The following is a 17,401-nucleotide window of genomic DNA, read 5'->3' on the forward strand; positions in this document are numbered from 1 at the left end:
AGTAGCGTTGCGGCGGCGGCAGGTCAACCGCTTTACGGCTGTTGTTGCTCCAGCGCGTGCTTATACAACGCATTTTTCTTCACGCCGTGGATTTCCGCCGCCAGCGCCGCCGCCTTTTTCAACGGCAGCTCTTTTTGCAGCAGCGCCAGCGTGCGCAGCGCCTCGAGCGGCAACGCATCCTCCTGCGCTTTGTGGCCTTCGACGATCAGCACCATCTCACCGCGGCGGCGCACTTCATCTTCCTGCACCCACGCCAGCAGCTCGCCCACCGGCGCGCCGTGGATGGATTCCCAGGTTTTGGTCAGCTCGCGCGCCAGCACCACATAGCGCTGCGGGCCCCAGACGGTGACCATGTCCTGCAGGCTTTCCAGCAGGCGGTGGGTGGATTCGTAGAAAATCAGCGTGCGCGGTTCCTCCGCCAGCGCCATCAGCGTATCCTTGCGCCCCTTGGTTTTCGCCGGCAGGAAACCTTCGTAGCAGAAACGGTCGGAAGCGACGCCCGCGGCGCACAGCGCGGTAGTGGCGGCGCAGGCGCCCGGCAGCGGCACCACGCGAATGCCGGCCTCGCGGCAGCGGCGCACCAGGTGATAACCGGGATCGTTGATCAGCGGCGTCCCGGCGTCGGACACCAGCGCGATGCTCTGGCCTTCCTGCAGTTTCGCCAGCAGCTGATCGGCCTTTTGCTGTTCGTTGTGGTCGTGCAGCGCGAACAGACGCGCGTTGATCGCGAAGTGTTGCAACAGCAATCCGGTATGGCGCGTATCTTCCGCCGCGATCAGATCAACGCTTTTCAGTACCTCTAACGCACGGTGGGTAATATCGCCCAGATTGCCGATGGGGGTGGGCACCACATACAGCGTTGATGCAGAAATGACTGATTGTTGGTGTTGATTCATTGTTTCATCCGGGTTGCCGATTTAATATTGAGCATCTTGAAAAAAACATCACTGGATACAGTATGCTTTCCTCAACATTCGTTCGTACCAAAGCAGGGCGTTCCAAGCCTGTCCGACTTACCGCAGTCATCGCGGCCGCCCTTTTCCTGGCAGGCTGTCCAAGTCGGGCCCCGCAAACGCCGCCCGCCAATATACAGGACGAAGCGAGCGCCAGCTCCGATTACTACCTGCAGCAGTTGCAGCAAAGCAGCGATGATAACAAGGCTGACTGGCAATTACTTGCTATTCGCGCCTTGCTGCGCGAAGGAAAACTGCCGCAGGCCGGCGACCAGTTGAATCAGTTGCCGAAAAACCTCAGCGGCGCACAGCAGACTGAGCGCCAGTTGCTGACCGCCGAACTGCAGATCGCCAACAAGAGCTACGTCAGCGCCCGCAGCACGCTGGGCCACCTGGACAGCGGTGCGCTGTCGCCAAATCAGAAGGTGCGCTACTACCAGGCGCAGATCGCCGCCAATCAAGGCAAAGCGTCGCTGCCATTGATCCGCGCCTATATCGCTCAGGAGCCGTTGCTGACCGGCAAACCGCACCAGGACAATCTGGATCAAACCTGGCAGGCCCTGCTGCAGCTGACGCCGCAGGAGATGAACAGCCTGGTGATCAACGCCGACGAGAACGTGCTGCAAGGCTGGCTGGATCTGCTGCGCGTCTATCAGGACAACAAGCAGGATCCCGATCTGCTGAAGGCCGGCATCAAAGATTGGCAGAACCGTTATCCGAAGAACCCGGCAGCCAAAACGCTGCCGGCTCGCCTGAACCAGGTGCTGAACTTCACTCAGGCCTCCACCTCGAAAATCGCCCTGCTGCTGCCGTTGAACGGCCAGGCGAAAGTGTTCGCCGACGCCATCCAGCAAGGCTTCGAAGCGGCGAAAAACGGCGGTTCCATGCCGGCGCCGCAACCTCAAGCCGCGCAACCTGCCAGCGCACCGGCCCAAACGGCGCCGGCCGATCAGGCCGCAGCGGGTGACATCAACGCCAACGGCGCGGTCAGCCCTTCGGCGCAAGAGAGCCAGCCGGCCGTGACCGCCGCGCAACCCGCTGCACCGTCCAGCGCGCCGATAACGCCGCTGCAGGCCGCTAATGCGCAGGTCAAAGTGTACGACACCACCAGCCAGCCGCTGGCCGCCTTGCTGAGCCAGGCGCAGCAGGATGGCGCTACTCTGGTGGTCGGGCCGCTGCTCAAAGAGAACGTCGATCAGCTGTCCGCCAGCACCACCACGCTGAACGTGCTGGCGCTCAACCAGCCGGAAACGCCGAAGGACAACCTGAACATCTGTTACTTCGCCCTGTCGCCGGAAGATGAAGCGCGCGACGCCGCCCGCCACATCTGGGAACAGCAGAAGCGTCAACCGCTGCTGCTGGTGCCGCGCGGCGCCTTCGGCGATCGCGTCGCCAAGGCCTTTAACCAGGAATGGCAGAAACAAGGCGGGCAAACCGTGCTGCGTCAGGACATCGGCTCTGCCGGCGAGCTGCGCCAGATGGTGAACAGCGGCGGCATCCGCATGACCGGCACGCCGATGTCGAGCGCCCCGGCGCCGCAGAGCGTCACCATCGCCGGGCTGACCATTCCTGCGCCGCCGAGCGACGTGCCCGCCGCCACCGGCGGCAGCGTCGACGCGGTGTATATCGTCGCTACCCAGTCCCAACTGACGCTGATCAAACCGATGATCGACATGGCCACCAGCTCGCGCGGCAAACCGGCGATGTACGCCAGCTCGCGCAGCTACCAGGCCGGCGCCGGCCCGGACTTCCGTCTGGAAATGGAAGGCCTGCAGTTCAGCGATATCCCGCTGCTGGCCGGCTCAAACCCTCAGCTGCTGCAGCAGGCCAGCGCGCGCTTCCGCAACGATTACTCGCTGGTGCGCCTGTATGCAATGGGGATGGATGCCTGGACATTGGCCAACCACTTTGCTGAAATGCGCCAGCTGCCGGGTTTCCAGGTTTCCGGCACCACCGGTACGCTGAGCGCATCGCCGAACTGCGTGATCAACCGCAAGCTGCCTTGGCTGCAATACCGTCAGGGTACGGTCGTTCCGGTCTCTTGAACCCACGCGCCTCCGGGGCGGGCTACGAGTTACTGGCCCGCCGTCACCTGGAACACGCCGGGCTCACCTTCTGCGCCGCCAACGTCGCGGTGCGCGGCGGTGAGCTCGACCTCATCATGCGCGACGGCACTACCTGGGTATTCGTCGAAGTGCGCTACCGCCGCAACGACGCCTTCGGCGGCGCGGCCGCCAGCGTCACCTTTCGCAAACAACAGCGGTTGCTGCACGCCGCCGCCGTCTGGCTGGCGGGGCGCGGAGCCAGTTTTGACACATCATCTTGCCGTTTTGATGTTTTGGCCATTACCGGTAGCCAGTTAGAATGGATACCCAACGCCTTCAATGCGGATTAATTGGGGTTTTGCGGCGCAGACCGGCCCTTTGACTTAGTGGATTAATACAACGTGCTGGATAGAATTAAAGTCTGTTTTACCGAAAGCATCCAAACCCAGATCGCGGCGGCGGAAGCACTGCCGGACGCCATTTCCCGCGCTGCGATGACGCTGGTTCAATCCTTACTCAACGGCAACAAAATCCTGTGCTGCGGCAACGGCACCTCGGCGGCCAACGCGCAGCACTTCGCCGCCAGCATGATCAACCGTTTTGAAACCGAGCGCCCCAGCCTGCCAGCCATCGCCCTCAACGCCGACAACGTGGTGCTGACGGCGATCAGCAACGATCGGTTGCACGACGAAGTGTACGCCAAGCAGGTGCGCGCACTTGGGCACACCGGTGACGTGCTGCTGGCGATTTCCACCCGCGGCAACAGCCGTGATATTGTGAAAGCGGTCGAGGCGGCCGTGACCCGCGATATGACCATCGTCGCGCTCACCGGCTACGACGGTGGCGAACTGGCCGGGTTGCTCGGCCAGCAGGATGTCGAGATCCGCATCCCGTCGCACCGCAGCTCGCGCATTCAGGAAATGCATATGCTGACCGTAAACTGCCTGTGCGACCTGATAGACAATACGTTATTCCCCCACCAGGACGATTAAGGAACTGAGATGAAGCTAAAAGCCACATTTGCAGTGCTGTCCAGCGCCCTGCTGTTGCAAGGCTGTATCGCCGGCGTCGTCGTCGGCAGTGCGGCCGTCGCGACCAAAACCGCCACCGACCCGCGCAGCGTCGGGACCCAGGTGGATGACGGCACGCTGGAAGCCAGGGTCGAAAGCGCCCTGAGCAAAGACCAGCAGTTGAAGAAAGATGCCCGGGTGGTCGCCACCGCCTATCAGGGCAAGGTGCTGTTGACCGGCCAGTCGCCTAACGCCGATCTCACCGCGCGCGCCAAGCAGATCGCCATGGGCGTGGAAGGCACGACCGAAGTGTATAACGAGATCCGTCAGGGCACGCCGGTCAGCCTGAGCACCGCGTCCTCCGACACCTGGATCACCACCAAGGTGCGTTCGCAGCTGCTCACCAGCGATACGGTGAAATCGTCCAACGTGAAGGTTACTACCGAAAACGGCGAAGTGTTCTTGCTGGGCCTGGTCACGCAGCAGGAAGGGCAGTCAGCGGCGCAGATTGCCAGCCAGGTCAGCGGCGTGAAGCACGTCACGACCGCCTTTACCTATGTGAAATAAACCGCTTGGCGGGAGCGGCACCGTGCCGCTCCCGCACGTTTAATCCAGCTTGTTCTCGCGTAAAAACGCTTCCCCGCCCAGTTGCCGCATTTGGCGCATAATCCATTGTTGACGCTGCACCACATAGCCGGACGGCGCATCGGCCCTGAAGCGGTGCGGATTCGGCAATACCGCCGCCAGCAGCGCCGCTTCGGCCGCGCTCAGACGTTTGGCCGGCTTATGGAAAAAGCGCTGTGAAGCCTCTTCCACGCCGAACACCCCGTCGCCGAACTCGACGATGTTCAGATACACCGTCAGAATACGTCGCTTGGTCCACACCAGCTCGATGCCCGACGTCAGCCCGGCCTCCAGCCCTTTGCGCAGCCAGCTGCGGCCATCCCACAGAAACAGGTTTTTAGCGGTCTGCTGCGACAGCGTGGATGCGCCGCGGATGCGCGTCGGGCGTTTCTCGTTGTGGCTGAGCGCCTTTTCAATGGCCGCCACATCGAAGCCCCAATGGTCTGGAAACTTCTGATCCTCCGCCGCCATCACCGCCAGCGCCATTTGCGGCGAGATATCGTCCATCGACACCCAGTCCGAATGGGCGACGTAGCCGAAGTCGCCGCTCAGCCAGGCGCTGACTTGCCTCTCCACCATCACGGCGGAAAACGGCACCGGCAGGAAGGCAAAGAGCACAATGCCCAACACCCACAGGCCGATAATCGCGATGACACCGCGCTTCAGCCAATACCACGGGCGCAGCCGCCGCCATCCGCCGAGCGATTTTCTCATTCAGACAGTTCCAGCACCCGCGCCACCAGCTTATCGATGCCGAGGGCCGCCTGCGCGATCGACGGCGCCAGCATATAGGCTGGCGTAGTCACGATCTTGTGCTCGCTGTCCACCACGATGTCGTCCACCGGACAAATCACCGGCTCGCCGCCCATGGCGTCAATCACTTCCCCCAGGTCCGGATCGTTGCCAATGGTGAGCCGCGCTTGTTGATCCAACAGTTTCGGCAACAGCGCCGGCGCGATGCACATCAGGCCAATTGGTTTGTTGGCCTTATGCATCTCGCGCGTCAGACGCGCCAAATCTTCATCGACCCAACATTCCGCGCCGGCTTCGGCGAAATTGCTGAGATTCTTGGCGGCGCCAAAGCCACCGGGCACGATCAGCGCATCCAACTGGGCGGCTTCCGCCAGCGCCAGCGGCTGCACTGCCCCGCGGGCAATGCGCGCCGATTCAATCAGGACATTGCGCGACTCCGCCATCTCCTCACCCGATAAGTGATTAATAACATGGCATTGTGGTTTATCAGGCGCAAAGCACACCGCCTGGGCGCCGGCACGGTCCAACGCCAGCAGCGTCAGCACCGCTTCATGGATCTCCGTACCGTCATAAACGCCGCTGCCGCTGAGGACTACACCCACCTTTTTCATCACTCTTACTCCTGTCGCTGCTGTCAACTGGTTCGTGCTCTGAGTTGACAAACACTAATCTACATCACACATTTTAATGAATCTTCTAACAAGAGCGCTTACATTTGCTATGTTGTTGGCTGTATGATGTTTAGGAATTCGCAACAACCTGCTCGACCAGAACACTGAAACCAATACGCAGGTTCACAATTTCCCTGGTGTTGGCGCAATATTCGCGCACCCCGGCTTAGGTCGGGGTCATTTTTTTTCAGCGTTCTCAACCCAAGCCCGCAGTACCTGCACATCGTTGCGCCACTCTTGCTTCAACTCATCCACCCAATCCTGCACGTTATCCCACCAGGCCGGCAGCGTCGGCGTTTGAATCTGCTGCGCCAGCTGCTGCAGATGGCGCAGACCGACCGAACCGGCGGCGCCCTTGATCTTGTGCCCTTCCTCGGTGATGCCTTTCTGATCGCGCGCCGTCATGTTGGAGTCCAGCACCGCCAGGTAGCCCGGCATCATCTGTTCGAACATCTCCAGGCTTTGGTGGATCAGCTGCGGGCCAACCAGATCCATGTACTGTTCCAGCATCGCGGTATCGAGTAACGACTCATTAATCTGCATCGCCTTGTGCTCCGTTTTCTTTGAAGTGTGAGAAGGTTGATGATCCCAATAGTGTTTGATGACCTGGGTCAGCGCCGGCACCGACAACGGCTTGCTCAGCACATCGTCCATGCCCGCCTCGAGATACTCTTTTTTGTCTTTCAGCACGTTGGCGGTCAAAGCCACCAGCGGCGGCAGCGCCTGCCCGGCATAGCGTTCGCGCAGCGCCCGGGCGATATCCAGCCCGGTCATGTCCGGCAGTTGGATGTCCAGCAGTACCAGATCGAACTCGTCCGGGTCGAACATCGCCAGCGCATCGTGGCCGTTCATCGCCACATCGACGCTGTTGCCCAATTTCTCCAGCACCGATCGCGCCACGATCACGTTCAGTTCGATATCCTCCACCAGCAGGATGTGCAGCGCCGGCAACGGCAGCTCCTCTTCCTCCGATACCTCGCTGACGGCTTCCTGCACCGCCGGCGCCTGGATGGTCAGAGTGAAGCAAGAACCGTGCCCCTGTTCGCTGCGCACGGTGATGTCACCCCCCATGCTCTGCGCCAGCCGCTTGGAGACCGCCAGCCCGATGCCGGTGCCGGTGGCCGGACGGCCGCCGCGCTGATCTTTCACCTGGTAATACATGGCGAAGATCTTGTCCTGCTCGTCCTGCGGGATGCCCATGCCCGAATCTTCCACCTCGAACACCAACTTCTCCTGCGCCTCGCGCCGCACGCGCACCACGATTTTCCCCTGTTGGGTAAATTTCACCGCGTTGCCGATCAGGTTCCACAAGATCTGCCGCAGGCGCGTGCCGTCGGTCACGATCTGCTGCGGCAGCGGCGTCTGCGGATCCATGATGAACTGCAGCCCTTTCGGCTGCGCCAGCAGGCCGGAGAGGTTCTCCAGATCTGCCAGGAAACCGGTGAAGTCCACCGGCTGGTTGTCGAGCTGCACCTTGCGCCGCTCGAGCTTATCCATTTCGATAATGTCGTTGAAGATATTGCCGAGGGTGATGGCGCTGACGTGAATGGTCTTCAGGTATTTCAACTGCTCGTCATTCAGCTCGGTATCGAGCAAAATGCGGCTCAGGCCGACGATGCCGTTAAGCGGCGTACGCAGCTCGTGGCTGATGGTGGAGATAAAGGTGGTCTTCTCCCTGCTGGCGTTCTCCAGCGCGTCCTGGTAGCGCTTACGCTCGGTAATATCGCGGCCGAAGCCCATCAGCCCGTGGCGTTTGCCCACCCGGTCGTAAAACGGGACCTTGCGCAGCTCGAAACAGGCCTTGCGGCCGTCGGGATACACCAGCCACTGTTCGTAGGTCAGCGAAACGTTGTGGCGGAACACCTTCTCGTCGGTCTCAATGACCTTTTCGGCGATCTCCTGGCCGTAGACGTCGAACGGCGTCAGACCGATCAGCTGCTTCTCGCTTTTGCCGGTCAGCAGCTCCATCGCGCGGTTGCAGCCGGAGAACTCTTTGTCTTCGTTGCGGTAGTAGACCAGATCCGGCGAGGCATCGAGGAAGGAACGCAACAGCGCCGATTGCTGGCCCAGCTCAATCTGCGCCAGCTCGCGCTGTTCCATCTCTTCGGTCAGCTTTTCCATCACCTGCAGGCGCTCTTCTTCCGCCTTGATACGGTCGGCAATCTCCTGATTCAGCTGGCTGATATTGTCTTTGAGCTGCTGATTGAGCTCCAGATCGCGGTGGCGCATCTCTTCGAGCTTGTCCACCAGCCGCGCCAGCCGTTGGCGCGACTCTTCCAACTGTTCCACCACCACCGAGAGAAAATAGACCGCCCACGGGGTGATCAACAGGCCGAAGAAGATCGAACGCACCACGTCGATGCTTTCCACTTCGCCGCGCAGCAGCATGGTCACCGCCATCTGCACCACCATCGCCAGCACCACCAGCGCCGAGGCCAGCAGCAGCGAGAAGCGCACCAACCCCAGTTTCACCATTAAATCAACGTAGTACTGGGCCAACACCCGGATTTGCTTCATAGCGGCTCCCATCAGACACAATCTTTTGAATCATACCGTAAAACCGCGGTGAGATAAGGCGGCAAACGCCGAAGTGTGGCAAAGATTGCACTTCAGAGCGGCATTCCAGGGTGGTAGCGCCACTTTTCATCCAGCGCGCTGCCCTGCCCACCGCGCTGTTGCAGATAAGCGCCGACCGCCTGCATGCCACTCCAGCGGTTTTCGCACCACAGCGGCGCCAGCAGCGTCGGCCGACGGGCGCTGGCGGAAAGACGGTGATACACCACCTCGCCCGGCGTGTGGCGGATCATCTCCCCGGCGCTGACGGCGTAGTCCTCCAACGCCAGTTCGGACAAGCGCCCGGCGCGCCACGCTCGTGCCAGGGTACTGCCGGTCACGACGTGCAGCGGATGCAGTTTGATGCCATCCACGCCAGTCTCCACCACCCGCTGCAGCGTGAGCAGATGATCGCGCTGAGTTTCTCCCGGCAGCCCGACGATCAGATGGCAGCACACCTTCAGCCCGCGCTGCCGGGCCAGCCGCGCCGTCTGCTGATAACAGCGAAAATCATGGCCGCGATTGATGCGCTTCAGCGTTTTATCGTGCGCCGTCTGCAGCCCCAGCTCCAGCCACACTTCATAGCCTTGCTCGCGGTATCCCGCCAGCAGATCCAGCGCGGCGGGCGGCACGCAGTCCGGCCGGGTGCCGACGCACAGGCCGACCATGGCGCTCTGCGCCAACGCCTGCCGATACATCGACGCCAGCCGTTCGATCTGCGCATAGGTGCTGGTATAGGCCTGGAAATAGGCCAGATAGCGCCGCGCCCGATCGACCCGCGCGGCCTGCTGCGCCAGCTGTTCGTCGATGCTCTGGCGCTGCATCGCTTCATCGGCGAACGAGGCGACATTGCAGAACGTACAGCCGCCGCGCCCCAACGTGCCGTCGCGGTTAGGGCAGCTGAATCCGCCGTGCAGCGTGAGTTTATGGATCTTTTCGCCATAGCGGCGCTGGAGATCTGCGCCAAACATATTGACTAATTGCGGCAACTGCATAATCTTGGTGATTCTCTGTGTTCAAAGCCGCGATGCTAATAAGAAACGGCTTTTCCCGCGATGACAGAGATCAACGCTTTCCCCGCAAGGCGCCACCAGGCATAACTATTCATCATAAACGCAAATCAATTCACTATAATTCTGATGAATTATTCTAATCGTCACGCAACCGTTAACGGCAATATGACAACACGGTGAAAAATAGTCATAAACATCAGCCAAGCAATATCTTATAGAATAAAATTCTGGCATTAACCCCCGCACTAGCATGGTGCAGAGATTAAGGGGTTGCACTATAGTGAGACAGCTCACACTTCTGCGGGGATCGGTGTTGCCCCACGACAGTGCAAAAATGCATTAAATTACTTATTTATCAAATAAATAAACATCATTAATTCGATAAGAATCTATCTTAAGCCCACATTTGACCTGCGAATTCTTTCTCGCTAAGTTGGAAGTCCGCTGGAAGCTTTCTGGACGGGCAAACGTCTCGTCATATTTATGCAGTAATTGAAGACTCCCTCTTAAAACAAGTCCTATACCACTTGTGAGACCGTCACGAGAGGCCATTGATGGAGGGCGGAAAAGCAGATTGGCGGGGTTAACTTGCTGATTGGACTTCTGCCTGAAATTGGGAAGCCCCCTCGCAGTAGGTTGTGAGAGTCACGCAGAGCCTGGGGAGGTTCACGATATGTTGTACGATAAATCCCAAGAGAGGGACAACTGTGGTTTCGGCCTGATCGCCCACATAGAAGGCGAACCTAGCCACAAGGTGGTGCGCACCGCCATTCACGCGCTGGCCCGCATGCAGCACCGCGGCGCGATCCTGGCCGACGGCAAGACCGGCGACGGCTGCGGCCTGTTGCTGCAAAAACCCGATCGCTTCTTCCGCATGGTGGCGGAAGAGCGCGGCTGGCGTTTGGCCAAGAACTACGCCGTCGGCATGATGTTCCTCAGCCAGAATGAAGAGGAAGCGCGCCTCAGCCGCCGCATCGTGGAAGAAGAGCTGCAAAACGAAACGCTGTCGATCGTCGGCTGGCGCGAAGTGCCGACCAACCCGGACGTGCTGGGTGAAATCGCCCTCTCCTCCCTGCCGCGCATCGAGCAAATCTTCGTTAACGCCCCGGCCGGCTGGCGCCCGCGCGATATGGAGCGCCGCCTGTTCGTGGCACGTCGCCGCATCGAGAAACGCGTGCAGGACGACAGTTTCTACGTCTGCAGCTTCTCTAACCTGGTGACGATCTATAAAGGCTTGTGCATGCCTGCGGATCTGCCGCGCTTCTATCTCGATCTGGCGGACCTGCGCCTGGAGTCGGCCATTTGCCTGTTCCACCAGCGCTTCTCCACCAACACCGTGCCGCGCTGGCCGCTGGCGCAGCCGTTCCGCTACCTGGCGCACAACGGCGAAATCAATACCATCACCGGCAACCGCCAATGGGCGCGTGCCCGTACCTACAAATTCCAAACGCCGCTGATCCCGGATCTGCAGGCCGCCGCGCCGTTCGTCAACGAAACCGGCTCCGACTCCAGTTCGCTGGACAACATGCTGGAGCTGCTGCTGGCGGGCGGGATGGATCTCATCCGCGCCATGCGCCTGCTGGTGCCGCCGGCCTGGCAAAACAACCCGGACATGGATGGCGATCTGCGCGCCTTCTTCGACTTCAACTCGATGCACATGGAGCCGTGGGACGGCCCGGCCGGCATCGTGATGTCCGACGGCCGCTACGCCGCCTGTAACCTCGATCGCAACGGCCTGCGCCCGGCGCGCTACGTGATCACCAAAGACAAGCTGATCACCTGCGCCTCCGAAGTCGGCATCTGGGATTACCAGCCGGATGAAGTGGTGGAAAAAGGCCGCGTCGGCCCCGGCGAGCTGATGGTGATCGACACCCGCAGCGGCCGTATCCTGCACTCAGCGGAAACCGACAACGATCTGAAAAGCCGCCACCCGTATAAAGAGTGGATGGAGAAAAACGTCAAACGCCTGGTGCCGTTCGAAGATCTGCCGGACGATCAGGTCGGCAGCCGCGAGCTCGACGACGCGCAGCTCGAAACCTACCAGAAACAGTTCGGCTACAGCAGCGAAGAGCTGGATCAGGTGATCCGCGTGCTGGGCGAGATTGGCCAGGAAGCCACCGGTTCGATGGGCGACGATACCCCGTTCGCCGTGCTCTCCAGCCGGCCGCGCATCGTTTACGACTACTTCCGCCAGCAGTTCGCGCAGGTCACCAACCCGCCGATCGATCCGCTGCGCGAAGCGCACGTCATGTCGCTGGCCACCAGCATCGGGCGTGAAATGAACGTGTTCTGCGAAGCCGAAGGCCAGGCGCACCGCCTGAGCTTCAAATCGCCGATCCTGCTGTACTCCGATTTCAAACAGCTCACCACGCTGGAAGGCGAATACTATCGCGCCGAGACGCTCGATCTGACCTTCGATCCGCAGCAGCAGGATCTGGAGCAGACCATTCGCGCCCTGTGCGACGAAGCGGAACGCAAGGTGCGCGAAGGCGCAGTGCTGTTGGTGCTGTCCGACCGCGCCATCGCGCCCGGCCGCCTGCCGGTACCGGCTCCAATGGCCGTGGGCGCCGTGCAAACCCGCCTGGTGGAGAAAAGCCTGCGCTGCGACGCCAACCTGATCGTTGAAACCGCCAGCGCCCGCGATCCGCACCACTTCGCCGTGCTGCTCGGCTTCGGCGCGACCGCCATCTACCCGTATCTGGCCTATGAAACCCTGGCCAAACTGGTGGACAGCCAGGCGATCGACAAGAAATACCGCGACGTGATGCTGAACTACCGCAACGGCATCAATAAAGGCCTGTACAAGATCATGTCCAAGATGGGCATCTCGACCATCGCCTCTTACCGCTGCTCCAAGCTGTTCGAAGCGGTCGGCCTGCACCGCGATCTGGCGGATCTGTGCTTCCAGGGCGTGGTCAGCCGCATCGGCGGTGCCAGCTTCAGCGACTTCCAGCAGGATCTGCAGAACCTCTCCAAGCGCGCCTGGCTGAAACGCAAGCCGCTGGAGCAAGGCGGCCTGCTGAAGTTCGTACACGGCGGCGAATACCACGCCTACAACCCGGACGTGGTGAACTCACTGCAAAAAGCGGTGCACAGCGGCGAGTACAGCGACTACCAGGCCTACGCCAAGCTGGTGAACGAGCGACCGATCGCCATGCTGCGCGATCTGCTGGCCATCACGCCGAAAGGTGAACCGATCCCGGTCGATCAGGTCGAACCGGCGGAGTCGCTGTTCAAACGCTTCGACACCGCGGCGATGTCGATCGGCGCACTGAGCCCGGAAGCGCACGAGTCGCTGGCGATCGCCATGAACGGTCTCGGCGGCTTCTCCAACTCTGGCGAAGGCGGCGAAGATCCGGCGCGCTACCGCACCAACAAGGTGTCGCGCATCAAACAGGTGGCCTCCGGCCGCTTCGGCGTGACGCCGGCCTACCTGGTAAACGCCGACGTGATCCAAATTAAGGTCGCGCAAGGCGCCAAGCCGGGCGAAGGCGGCCAGCTACCGGGCGACAAAGTCACTCCGTACATCGCCAGATTGCGCTATTCAGTGCCGGGCGTGACGCTGATCTCCCCGCCGCCGCACCACGACATCTACTCGATCGAAGATCTGGCGCAGCTGATCTTCGACCTGAAGCAGGTCAACCCGAAGGCGGTGATCTCGGTGAAACTGGTGTCCGAGCCGGGCGTGGGCACCATCGCCACCGGCGTGGCGAAAGCCTATGCCGATCTCATCACCATCGCCGGTTACGACGGCGGCACCGGCGCCAGCCCGCTGTCCTCGGTGAAATATGCCGGCTGTCCGTGGGAACTGGGCCTGGTGGAAACCCAGCAGGCGCTGGTGGCCAACGGCCTGCGCCACAAGATCCGCCTGCAGGTGGACGGCGGCCTGAAAACCGGCGTGGACATCGTCAAAGCGGCGATCCTGGGCGCGGAAAGCTTCGGCTTCGGCACCGGGCCGATGGTGGCGCTGGGCTGCAAATACCTGCGCATCTGCCACCTCAACAACTGCGCGACCGGCGTCGCGACTCAGGACGACAAGCTGCGCCGCGATCACTACCACGGCCTGCCAGAACGCGTGACGAATTACTTCCAGTTTATCGCGCGTGAAACCCGCGAGATCATGGCCCAACTGGGCGTGAGCCAACTGGTGGATCTGATCGGCCGCACCGAGTTCCTGACCGAGCTGGACGGCATCTCCGCCAAGCAGAACAAGCTGGATCTGTCGCCGCTGCTGAAAACCGCCACGCCGCATCCGGGCAAAGCGGTGTACTGCACCGAAAGCAGCAACCCGGCGTTCGACAAGGGCCTGCTGAACAAAGAGCTGCTGGCGCAGGCGCAGCCGTACATCGAAGCGAAGCAGGGTAAAACCTTCTACTTCGACATTCGCAACACCGACCGCTCCGTGGGCGCCATGCTGTCCGGCGCGATCGCCGACGTGCACGGCGATCAGGGCATGGCGGCCGATCCTATTAAGGCGCACTTCTCCGGCACCGCCGGGCAGAGCTTCGGCGTTTGGAACGCCGGCGGCGTCGAGCTGACCCTGACCGGCGATGCCAACGACTATGTCGGCAAAGGCATGGCCGGCGGCAGCATCGCAGTGCGTCCGCCGATCGGCTCCGCCTTCCGCAGCCATGAAGCCAGTATCGTCGGCAACACCTGCCTGTACGGCGCCACCGGCGGCAAGCTGTTCGCTGCCGGCCGCGCGGGCGAACGCTTCGCGGTGCGCAACTCCGGCGCCATCACCGTGGTGGAAGGCATCGGCGACAACGGCTGCGAATACATGACCGGCGGCATCGTCTGTGTGCTGGGTAAAACCGGCATCAACTTCGGTGCCGGCATGACCGGCGGCTTTGCCTACGTGTTGGACGAAGATGGCGAGTTCCGCAAGCGCGTGAATCCGGAGCTGGTGGAAGTGCTGGATGTCGATCAGCTGGCGATCCATGAGGAGCACCTGCGCGGCCTGATCACCGAACACGTGCAGGCGACCGGCTCTTCCCGCGCGGAAGAGATCCTGGCCAACTGGCCGGAGTGGGCGCCAAAGTTCGCCCTGGTCAAACCGAAGTCCAGCGATGTCAAAGCGCTGTTGGGTCACCGTAGCCGCTCCGCAGCCGAGCTGCGGGTGCAGGCGCAGTAAGAGGTAGGTCATTAATGAGCCAGAACGTTTATCAATTTATCGACCTGCAGCGTGTTGATCCGCCAAAGAAACCGCTGAAGATCCGCAAAATCGAGTTCGTCGAGATCTACGAACCGTTTTCGGAAACCCAGGCCAAGGCCCAGGCGGACCGCTGTCTGTCCTGCGGCAACCCGTATTGCGAGTGGAAGTGCCCGGTGCACAACTACATCCCGAACTGGCTGAAACTGGCCAACGAAGGCCGCATCATGGAAGCGGCGGACCTGGCGCATCAGACCAACAGCCTGCCGGAAGTGTGCGGCCGCGTGTGCCCGCAGGATCGCCTGTGCGAAGGCTCCTGCACCCTGAACGACGAGTTCGGTGCGGTCACCATCGGCAATATCGAGCGCTACATCAGCGATAAGGCCATCGAAATGGGCTGGAAGCCGGACATGTCGCACGTGCAACCGACCGGCAAGCGCGTGGCGATCGTCGGTGCCGGCCCTGCCGGGCTGGCCTGCGCCGACGTGCTGACCCGCAACGGCGTCAAAGCGGTGGTGTATGACCGTCATCCTGAGATCGGCGGCCTGCTGACCTTCGGTATCCCGGCCTTCAAGCTGGAAAAGGAAGTGATGGTCAAACGCCGCGGCATCTTCAGCGAGATGGGCATCGAGTTCCAGCTGAACACCGAAGTGGGCAAAGACATCAGCATGGAGACCTTGCTGAGCGAGTACGATGCGGTGTTCCTCGGCGTCGGTACCTATCAGTCGATGCGCGGCGGCCTGGAGAATGAGGAAGCGCAGGGCGTGTACGACGCGCTGCCGTTCCTGATCGCCAACACCAAGCAGCTGATGGGCTATGAAACCGAGCAGCACGAGCCTTACGTCAGCATGGAAGGCAAGCGGGTAGTGGTGCTGGGCGGCGGTGATACCGCCATGGACTGTGTGCGTACCTCGGTGCGTCAGGGCGCGACGCAGGTCGTCTGCGCCTACCGCCGCGACGAGGCCAACATGCCGGGCTCCAAGCGCGAAGTGAAGAACGCGCGGGAAGAAGGGGTGGACTTCCAGTTCAACCTGCAGCCGCTGAGCATCGAACTGAACAGCGCCGGCCGCGTGGCCGGGGTGAAAATGGTGCGCACTCAGCTGGGCGCACCGGATGCCAACGGCCGTCAGGCGGCGGAGCAGGTACCGGGTTCCGAACACGTGATCGACGCCGACGCGGTGGTGATGGCGTTCGGCTTCCGCCCACACCGTATGGACTGGCTGGCGGCGCACGACGTGCAGCTCGATAAACAGGGCCGCATCGTGGCGCCGGAAGGCAGCGACAACGCATTCCAGACCAGCAACCCGAAAATCTTCGCCGGTGGCGACGCGGTCCGCGGCTCCGACCTGGTGGTGACGGCGATCGCCGAAGGCCGCAAAGCGGCAGACGGCATCATGAACTACCTGGAAGTGTAAACCTTCCGTACCGCCAAAGGCCCGGCACGTTGCCGGGCCTTTGTTTTAACCGGCCACGCTTTGTAACAACCGCCCCTCTCCTCACTGCCTCAACGCGCTATAGTATTGAGTTAGCACCATTGCAGGGCGCGGCTGCGCCTGACACCGAGATAAGGATAGCGAACATGAAATGCTCCATTTCCCTGTTGGCCGGCGCGCTGCTGGCCGTCAGTTTCAGCGCCTCAGCCCTGGCGCTGGATTCGCAGGAGGTCGGTTACAATATCGAAGCGCGCGGCGCGCGGCCGGTCGTGGCGCAGTTGGGCAAGGCCGGGCAGTTCAGCGCCGTGGAAAACAGCATCCGGTTGGGGGACGACAACTGGATTGCTCTGGCGCCCAAGCTGGCCGGCGGCGGCAATGCCGGATTTACCGCCGGCATTAAATCTGCCCTCTCCGCGGCCCTGATCTACAACCCGGCGGCGGTATTGCAGGCGCTCAACAAAGGCAACGATCTGCCGCTCAATGACATCTGCACCGCGCCACCGGAAGTGCAAGGCGACACCGCCATCACCAGCTTCCGTGAGCGTGCAGCCCACGCGCTGTCCACCGTGCGCGTAGGCGATCTCAGCGCGCCGCGCGATGCCTGCATTGCCGCCTTGAAAGGCTGATCCGCTTCGTCCGGGCAAAAAAAAGCACCCCACGGGGTGCTTTTTCGTTTGTTCACGCGGGCTTATTTCACCACACGCAGCGCCGGGCGGCCACCGCGCGGCGGCTGCGGCGGTTCGTCGTCCGGGCCGTCATCTTCCGCGGTATCCGGGCGATCGCCGTCGATCACCGACATCAAGGTTTCCGACGGGATCGTCTCATTGTCCAGACCTTCGAACACGCCTTCGCTCTCGTCGTAGGCGGCTTCCGGTTCGAACATCGTGCCGGCGCCGTTTTCACGCGCATAAATCGCCAGTACGGCTGCCATCGGCACCGAAACCTGACGCGGCACGCCGCCGAAACGTGCGTTAAACTGCACGTCTTCGTTGCCCAACGCCAGGTTGCCTACCGCGCGCGGCGCGATATTCAACACGATCTGGCCATCACGCGCGAACTCCATCGGCACCTGAACATCCGGGCGAGTCACGTCGACCACCAGGTGCGGCGTCAGCTGGTTATCCAGCAGCCAGTCGTAGAACGCCCGCAGCAGATACGGGCGACGCGGCGTCATCTGAGACATGTCCATCGCGC

Annotated in this window: 13 protein-coding genes; 7 read left to right on the plus strand and 6 right to left on the minus strand. The window is 61.6% G+C overall.

From position 1 onward, the window contains the following. Positions 1-32: 32 nt before the first annotated feature. The gene (rsmI, locus tag ACJ8IL_RS08495; RefSeq protein WP_004937108.1) at positions 33-896 is read right to left on the minus strand and encodes a 16S rRNA (cytidine(1402)-2'-O)-methyltransferase; all 864 of its coding nucleotides are present in this window, start codon (positions 894-896) and stop codon (positions 33-35) included. Between the two features lie 62 nt (positions 897-958). Here rsmI and ACJ8IL_RS08500 point away from each other — a divergent pair, with 62 nt between their 5' ends. The 4 genes from ACJ8IL_RS08500 to dolP are packed head-to-tail and all read left to right on the plus strand — an operon-like array spanning position 959 to position 4,575. Then, on the plus strand, positions 959-2,998 hold the full coding sequence (locus tag ACJ8IL_RS08500; RefSeq protein WP_043141990.1) for a penicillin-binding protein activator: 2,040 nt from the start codon (positions 959-961) through the stop codon (positions 2,996-2,998). Then, positions 2,995-3,348, plus strand: coding sequence for a YraN family protein (locus tag ACJ8IL_RS08505; RefSeq protein ID WP_015379164.1), 354 nt, complete (start codon positions 2,995-2,997; stop codon positions 3,346-3,348). Before ACJ8IL_RS08500 ends, ACJ8IL_RS08505 begins: the two co-directional genes overlap by 4 nt. 51 nt (positions 3,349-3,399) lie before the next feature. Beyond that, the gene (diaA, locus tag ACJ8IL_RS08510) at positions 3,400-3,990 is read left to right on the plus strand and encodes a DnaA initiator-associating protein DiaA (RefSeq protein ID WP_004937103.1); all 591 of its coding nucleotides are present in this window, start codon (positions 3,400-3,402) and stop codon (positions 3,988-3,990) included. Between the two features lie 9 nt (positions 3,991-3,999). Continuing rightward, the gene (gene dolP / locus ACJ8IL_RS08515) at positions 4,000-4,575 is read left to right on the plus strand and encodes a division/outer membrane stress-associated lipid-binding lipoprotein (protein ID WP_004937101.1); all 576 of its coding nucleotides are present in this window, start codon (positions 4,000-4,002) and stop codon (positions 4,573-4,575) included. Between the two features lie 39 nt (positions 4,576-4,614). Here dolP and mtgA read toward each other — a convergent pair whose 3' ends face one another. The 4 genes from mtgA to ACJ8IL_RS08535 all read right to left on the minus strand — a co-directional run bounded on the left by mtgA (position 4,615) and on the right by ACJ8IL_RS08535 (position 9,604). Further along, on the minus strand, positions 4,615-5,346 hold the full coding sequence (gene mtgA / locus ACJ8IL_RS08520; RefSeq protein ID WP_025304358.1) for a monofunctional biosynthetic peptidoglycan transglycosylase: 732 nt from the start codon (positions 5,344-5,346) through the stop codon (positions 4,615-4,617). Continuing rightward, positions 5,343-5,996, minus strand: coding sequence for an isoprenoid biosynthesis glyoxalase ElbB (elbB, locus tag ACJ8IL_RS08525; RefSeq protein WP_043141979.1), 654 nt, complete (start codon positions 5,994-5,996; stop codon positions 5,343-5,345). Before elbB ends, mtgA begins: the two co-directional genes overlap by 4 nt. A 237-nt stretch (positions 5,997-6,233) precedes the next feature. Beyond that, complete coding sequence (gene arcB / locus ACJ8IL_RS08530; protein ID WP_025304360.1) at positions 6,234-8,573, minus strand: aerobic respiration two-component sensor histidine kinase ArcB; 2,340 nt, start codon at positions 8,571-8,573, stop codon at positions 6,234-6,236. A 92-nt stretch (positions 8,574-8,665) separates the two neighbouring features. After that, positions 8,666-9,604 (minus strand): TIGR01212 family radical SAM protein, encoded by a 939-nt coding sequence (locus tag ACJ8IL_RS08535; protein WP_197811450.1) that lies wholly within the window; start codon positions 9,602-9,604, stop codon positions 8,666-8,668. A gap of 691 nt (positions 9,605-10,295) precedes the next feature. Between ACJ8IL_RS08535 and gltB the strand changes: the two genes are divergently transcribed. From gltB to ACJ8IL_RS08550, 3 genes are all read left to right on the plus strand, one after another. Then, the gene (gene gltB, locus ACJ8IL_RS08540; RefSeq protein WP_025304362.1) at positions 10,296-14,756 is read left to right on the plus strand and encodes a glutamate synthase large subunit; all 4,461 of its coding nucleotides are present in this window, start codon (positions 10,296-10,298) and stop codon (positions 14,754-14,756) included. A gap of 14 nt (positions 14,757-14,770) precedes the next feature. Beyond that, the gene (locus tag ACJ8IL_RS08545) at positions 14,771-16,189 is read left to right on the plus strand and encodes a glutamate synthase small subunit (protein ID WP_043141970.1); all 1,419 of its coding nucleotides are present in this window, start codon (positions 14,771-14,773) and stop codon (positions 16,187-16,189) included. Between the two features lie 164 nt (positions 16,190-16,353). After that, on the plus strand, positions 16,354-16,833 hold the full coding sequence (locus tag ACJ8IL_RS08550; RefSeq protein WP_025304364.1) for a hypothetical protein: 480 nt from the start codon (positions 16,354-16,356) through the stop codon (positions 16,831-16,833). A 62-nt stretch (positions 16,834-16,895) separates the two neighbouring features. Here the strand turns inward: ACJ8IL_RS08550 and sspB are convergent, their stop codons facing one another. Continuing rightward, positions 16,896-17,396 carry a ClpXP protease specificity-enhancing factor gene (gene sspB / locus ACJ8IL_RS08555; protein WP_025304365.1) on the minus strand — a complete coding sequence of 167 codons (501 nt, stop codon included), beginning with the start codon at positions 17,394-17,396 and terminating at the stop codon, positions 16,896-16,898. Between the last annotated feature and the right edge of the window lie 5 nt (positions 17,397-17,401).

The sequence above is a fragment of the Serratia sp. CY47444 genome, from assembly GCF_052168635.1.
GTDB classification, from domain to species: domain Bacteria; phylum Pseudomonadota; class Gammaproteobacteria; order Enterobacterales; family Enterobacteriaceae; genus Serratia; species Serratia bockelmannii.

Bases quoted from the DNA above. Each gene is read 5' to 3' on its own strand.
- arcB (WP_025304360.1), bottom strand. From the start codon at position 8,573: ATGAAGCAAATCCGGGTGTTGGCCCAGTACTACGTTGATTTAATGGTG.
- dolP (WP_004937101.1), top strand. From the start codon at position 4,000: ATGAAGCTAAAAGCCACATTTGCAGTGCTGTCCAGCGCCCTGCTGTTG.
- ACJ8IL_RS08500 (WP_043141990.1), top strand. From the start codon at position 959: ATGCTTTCCTCAACATTCGTTCGTACCAAAGCAGGGCGTTCCAAGCCT.
- mtgA (WP_025304358.1), bottom strand. From the start codon at position 5,346: ATGAGAAAATCGCTCGGCGGATGGCGGCGGCTGCGCCCGTGGTATTGG.
- rsmI (WP_004937108.1), bottom strand. From the start codon at position 896: ATGAATCAACACCAACAATCAGTCATTTCTGCATCAACGCTGTATGTG.
- ACJ8IL_RS08545 (WP_043141970.1), top strand. From the start codon at position 14,771: ATGAGCCAGAACGTTTATCAATTTATCGACCTGCAGCGTGTTGATCCG.
- sspB (WP_025304365.1), bottom strand. From the start codon at position 17,396: ATGGACATGTCTCAGATGACGCCGCGTCGCCCGTATCTGCTGCGGGCG.
- ACJ8IL_RS08535 (WP_197811450.1), bottom strand. From the start codon at position 9,604: ATGCAGTTGCCGCAATTAGTCAATATGTTTGGCGCAGATCTCCAGCGC.
- elbB (WP_043141979.1), bottom strand. From the start codon at position 5,996: ATGAAAAAGGTGGGTGTAGTCCTCAGCGGCAGCGGCGTTTATGACGGT.
- gltB (WP_025304362.1), top strand. From the start codon at position 10,296: ATGTTGTACGATAAATCCCAAGAGAGGGACAACTGTGGTTTCGGCCTG.
- ACJ8IL_RS08550 (WP_025304364.1), top strand. From the start codon at position 16,354: ATGAAATGCTCCATTTCCCTGTTGGCCGGCGCGCTGCTGGCCGTCAGT.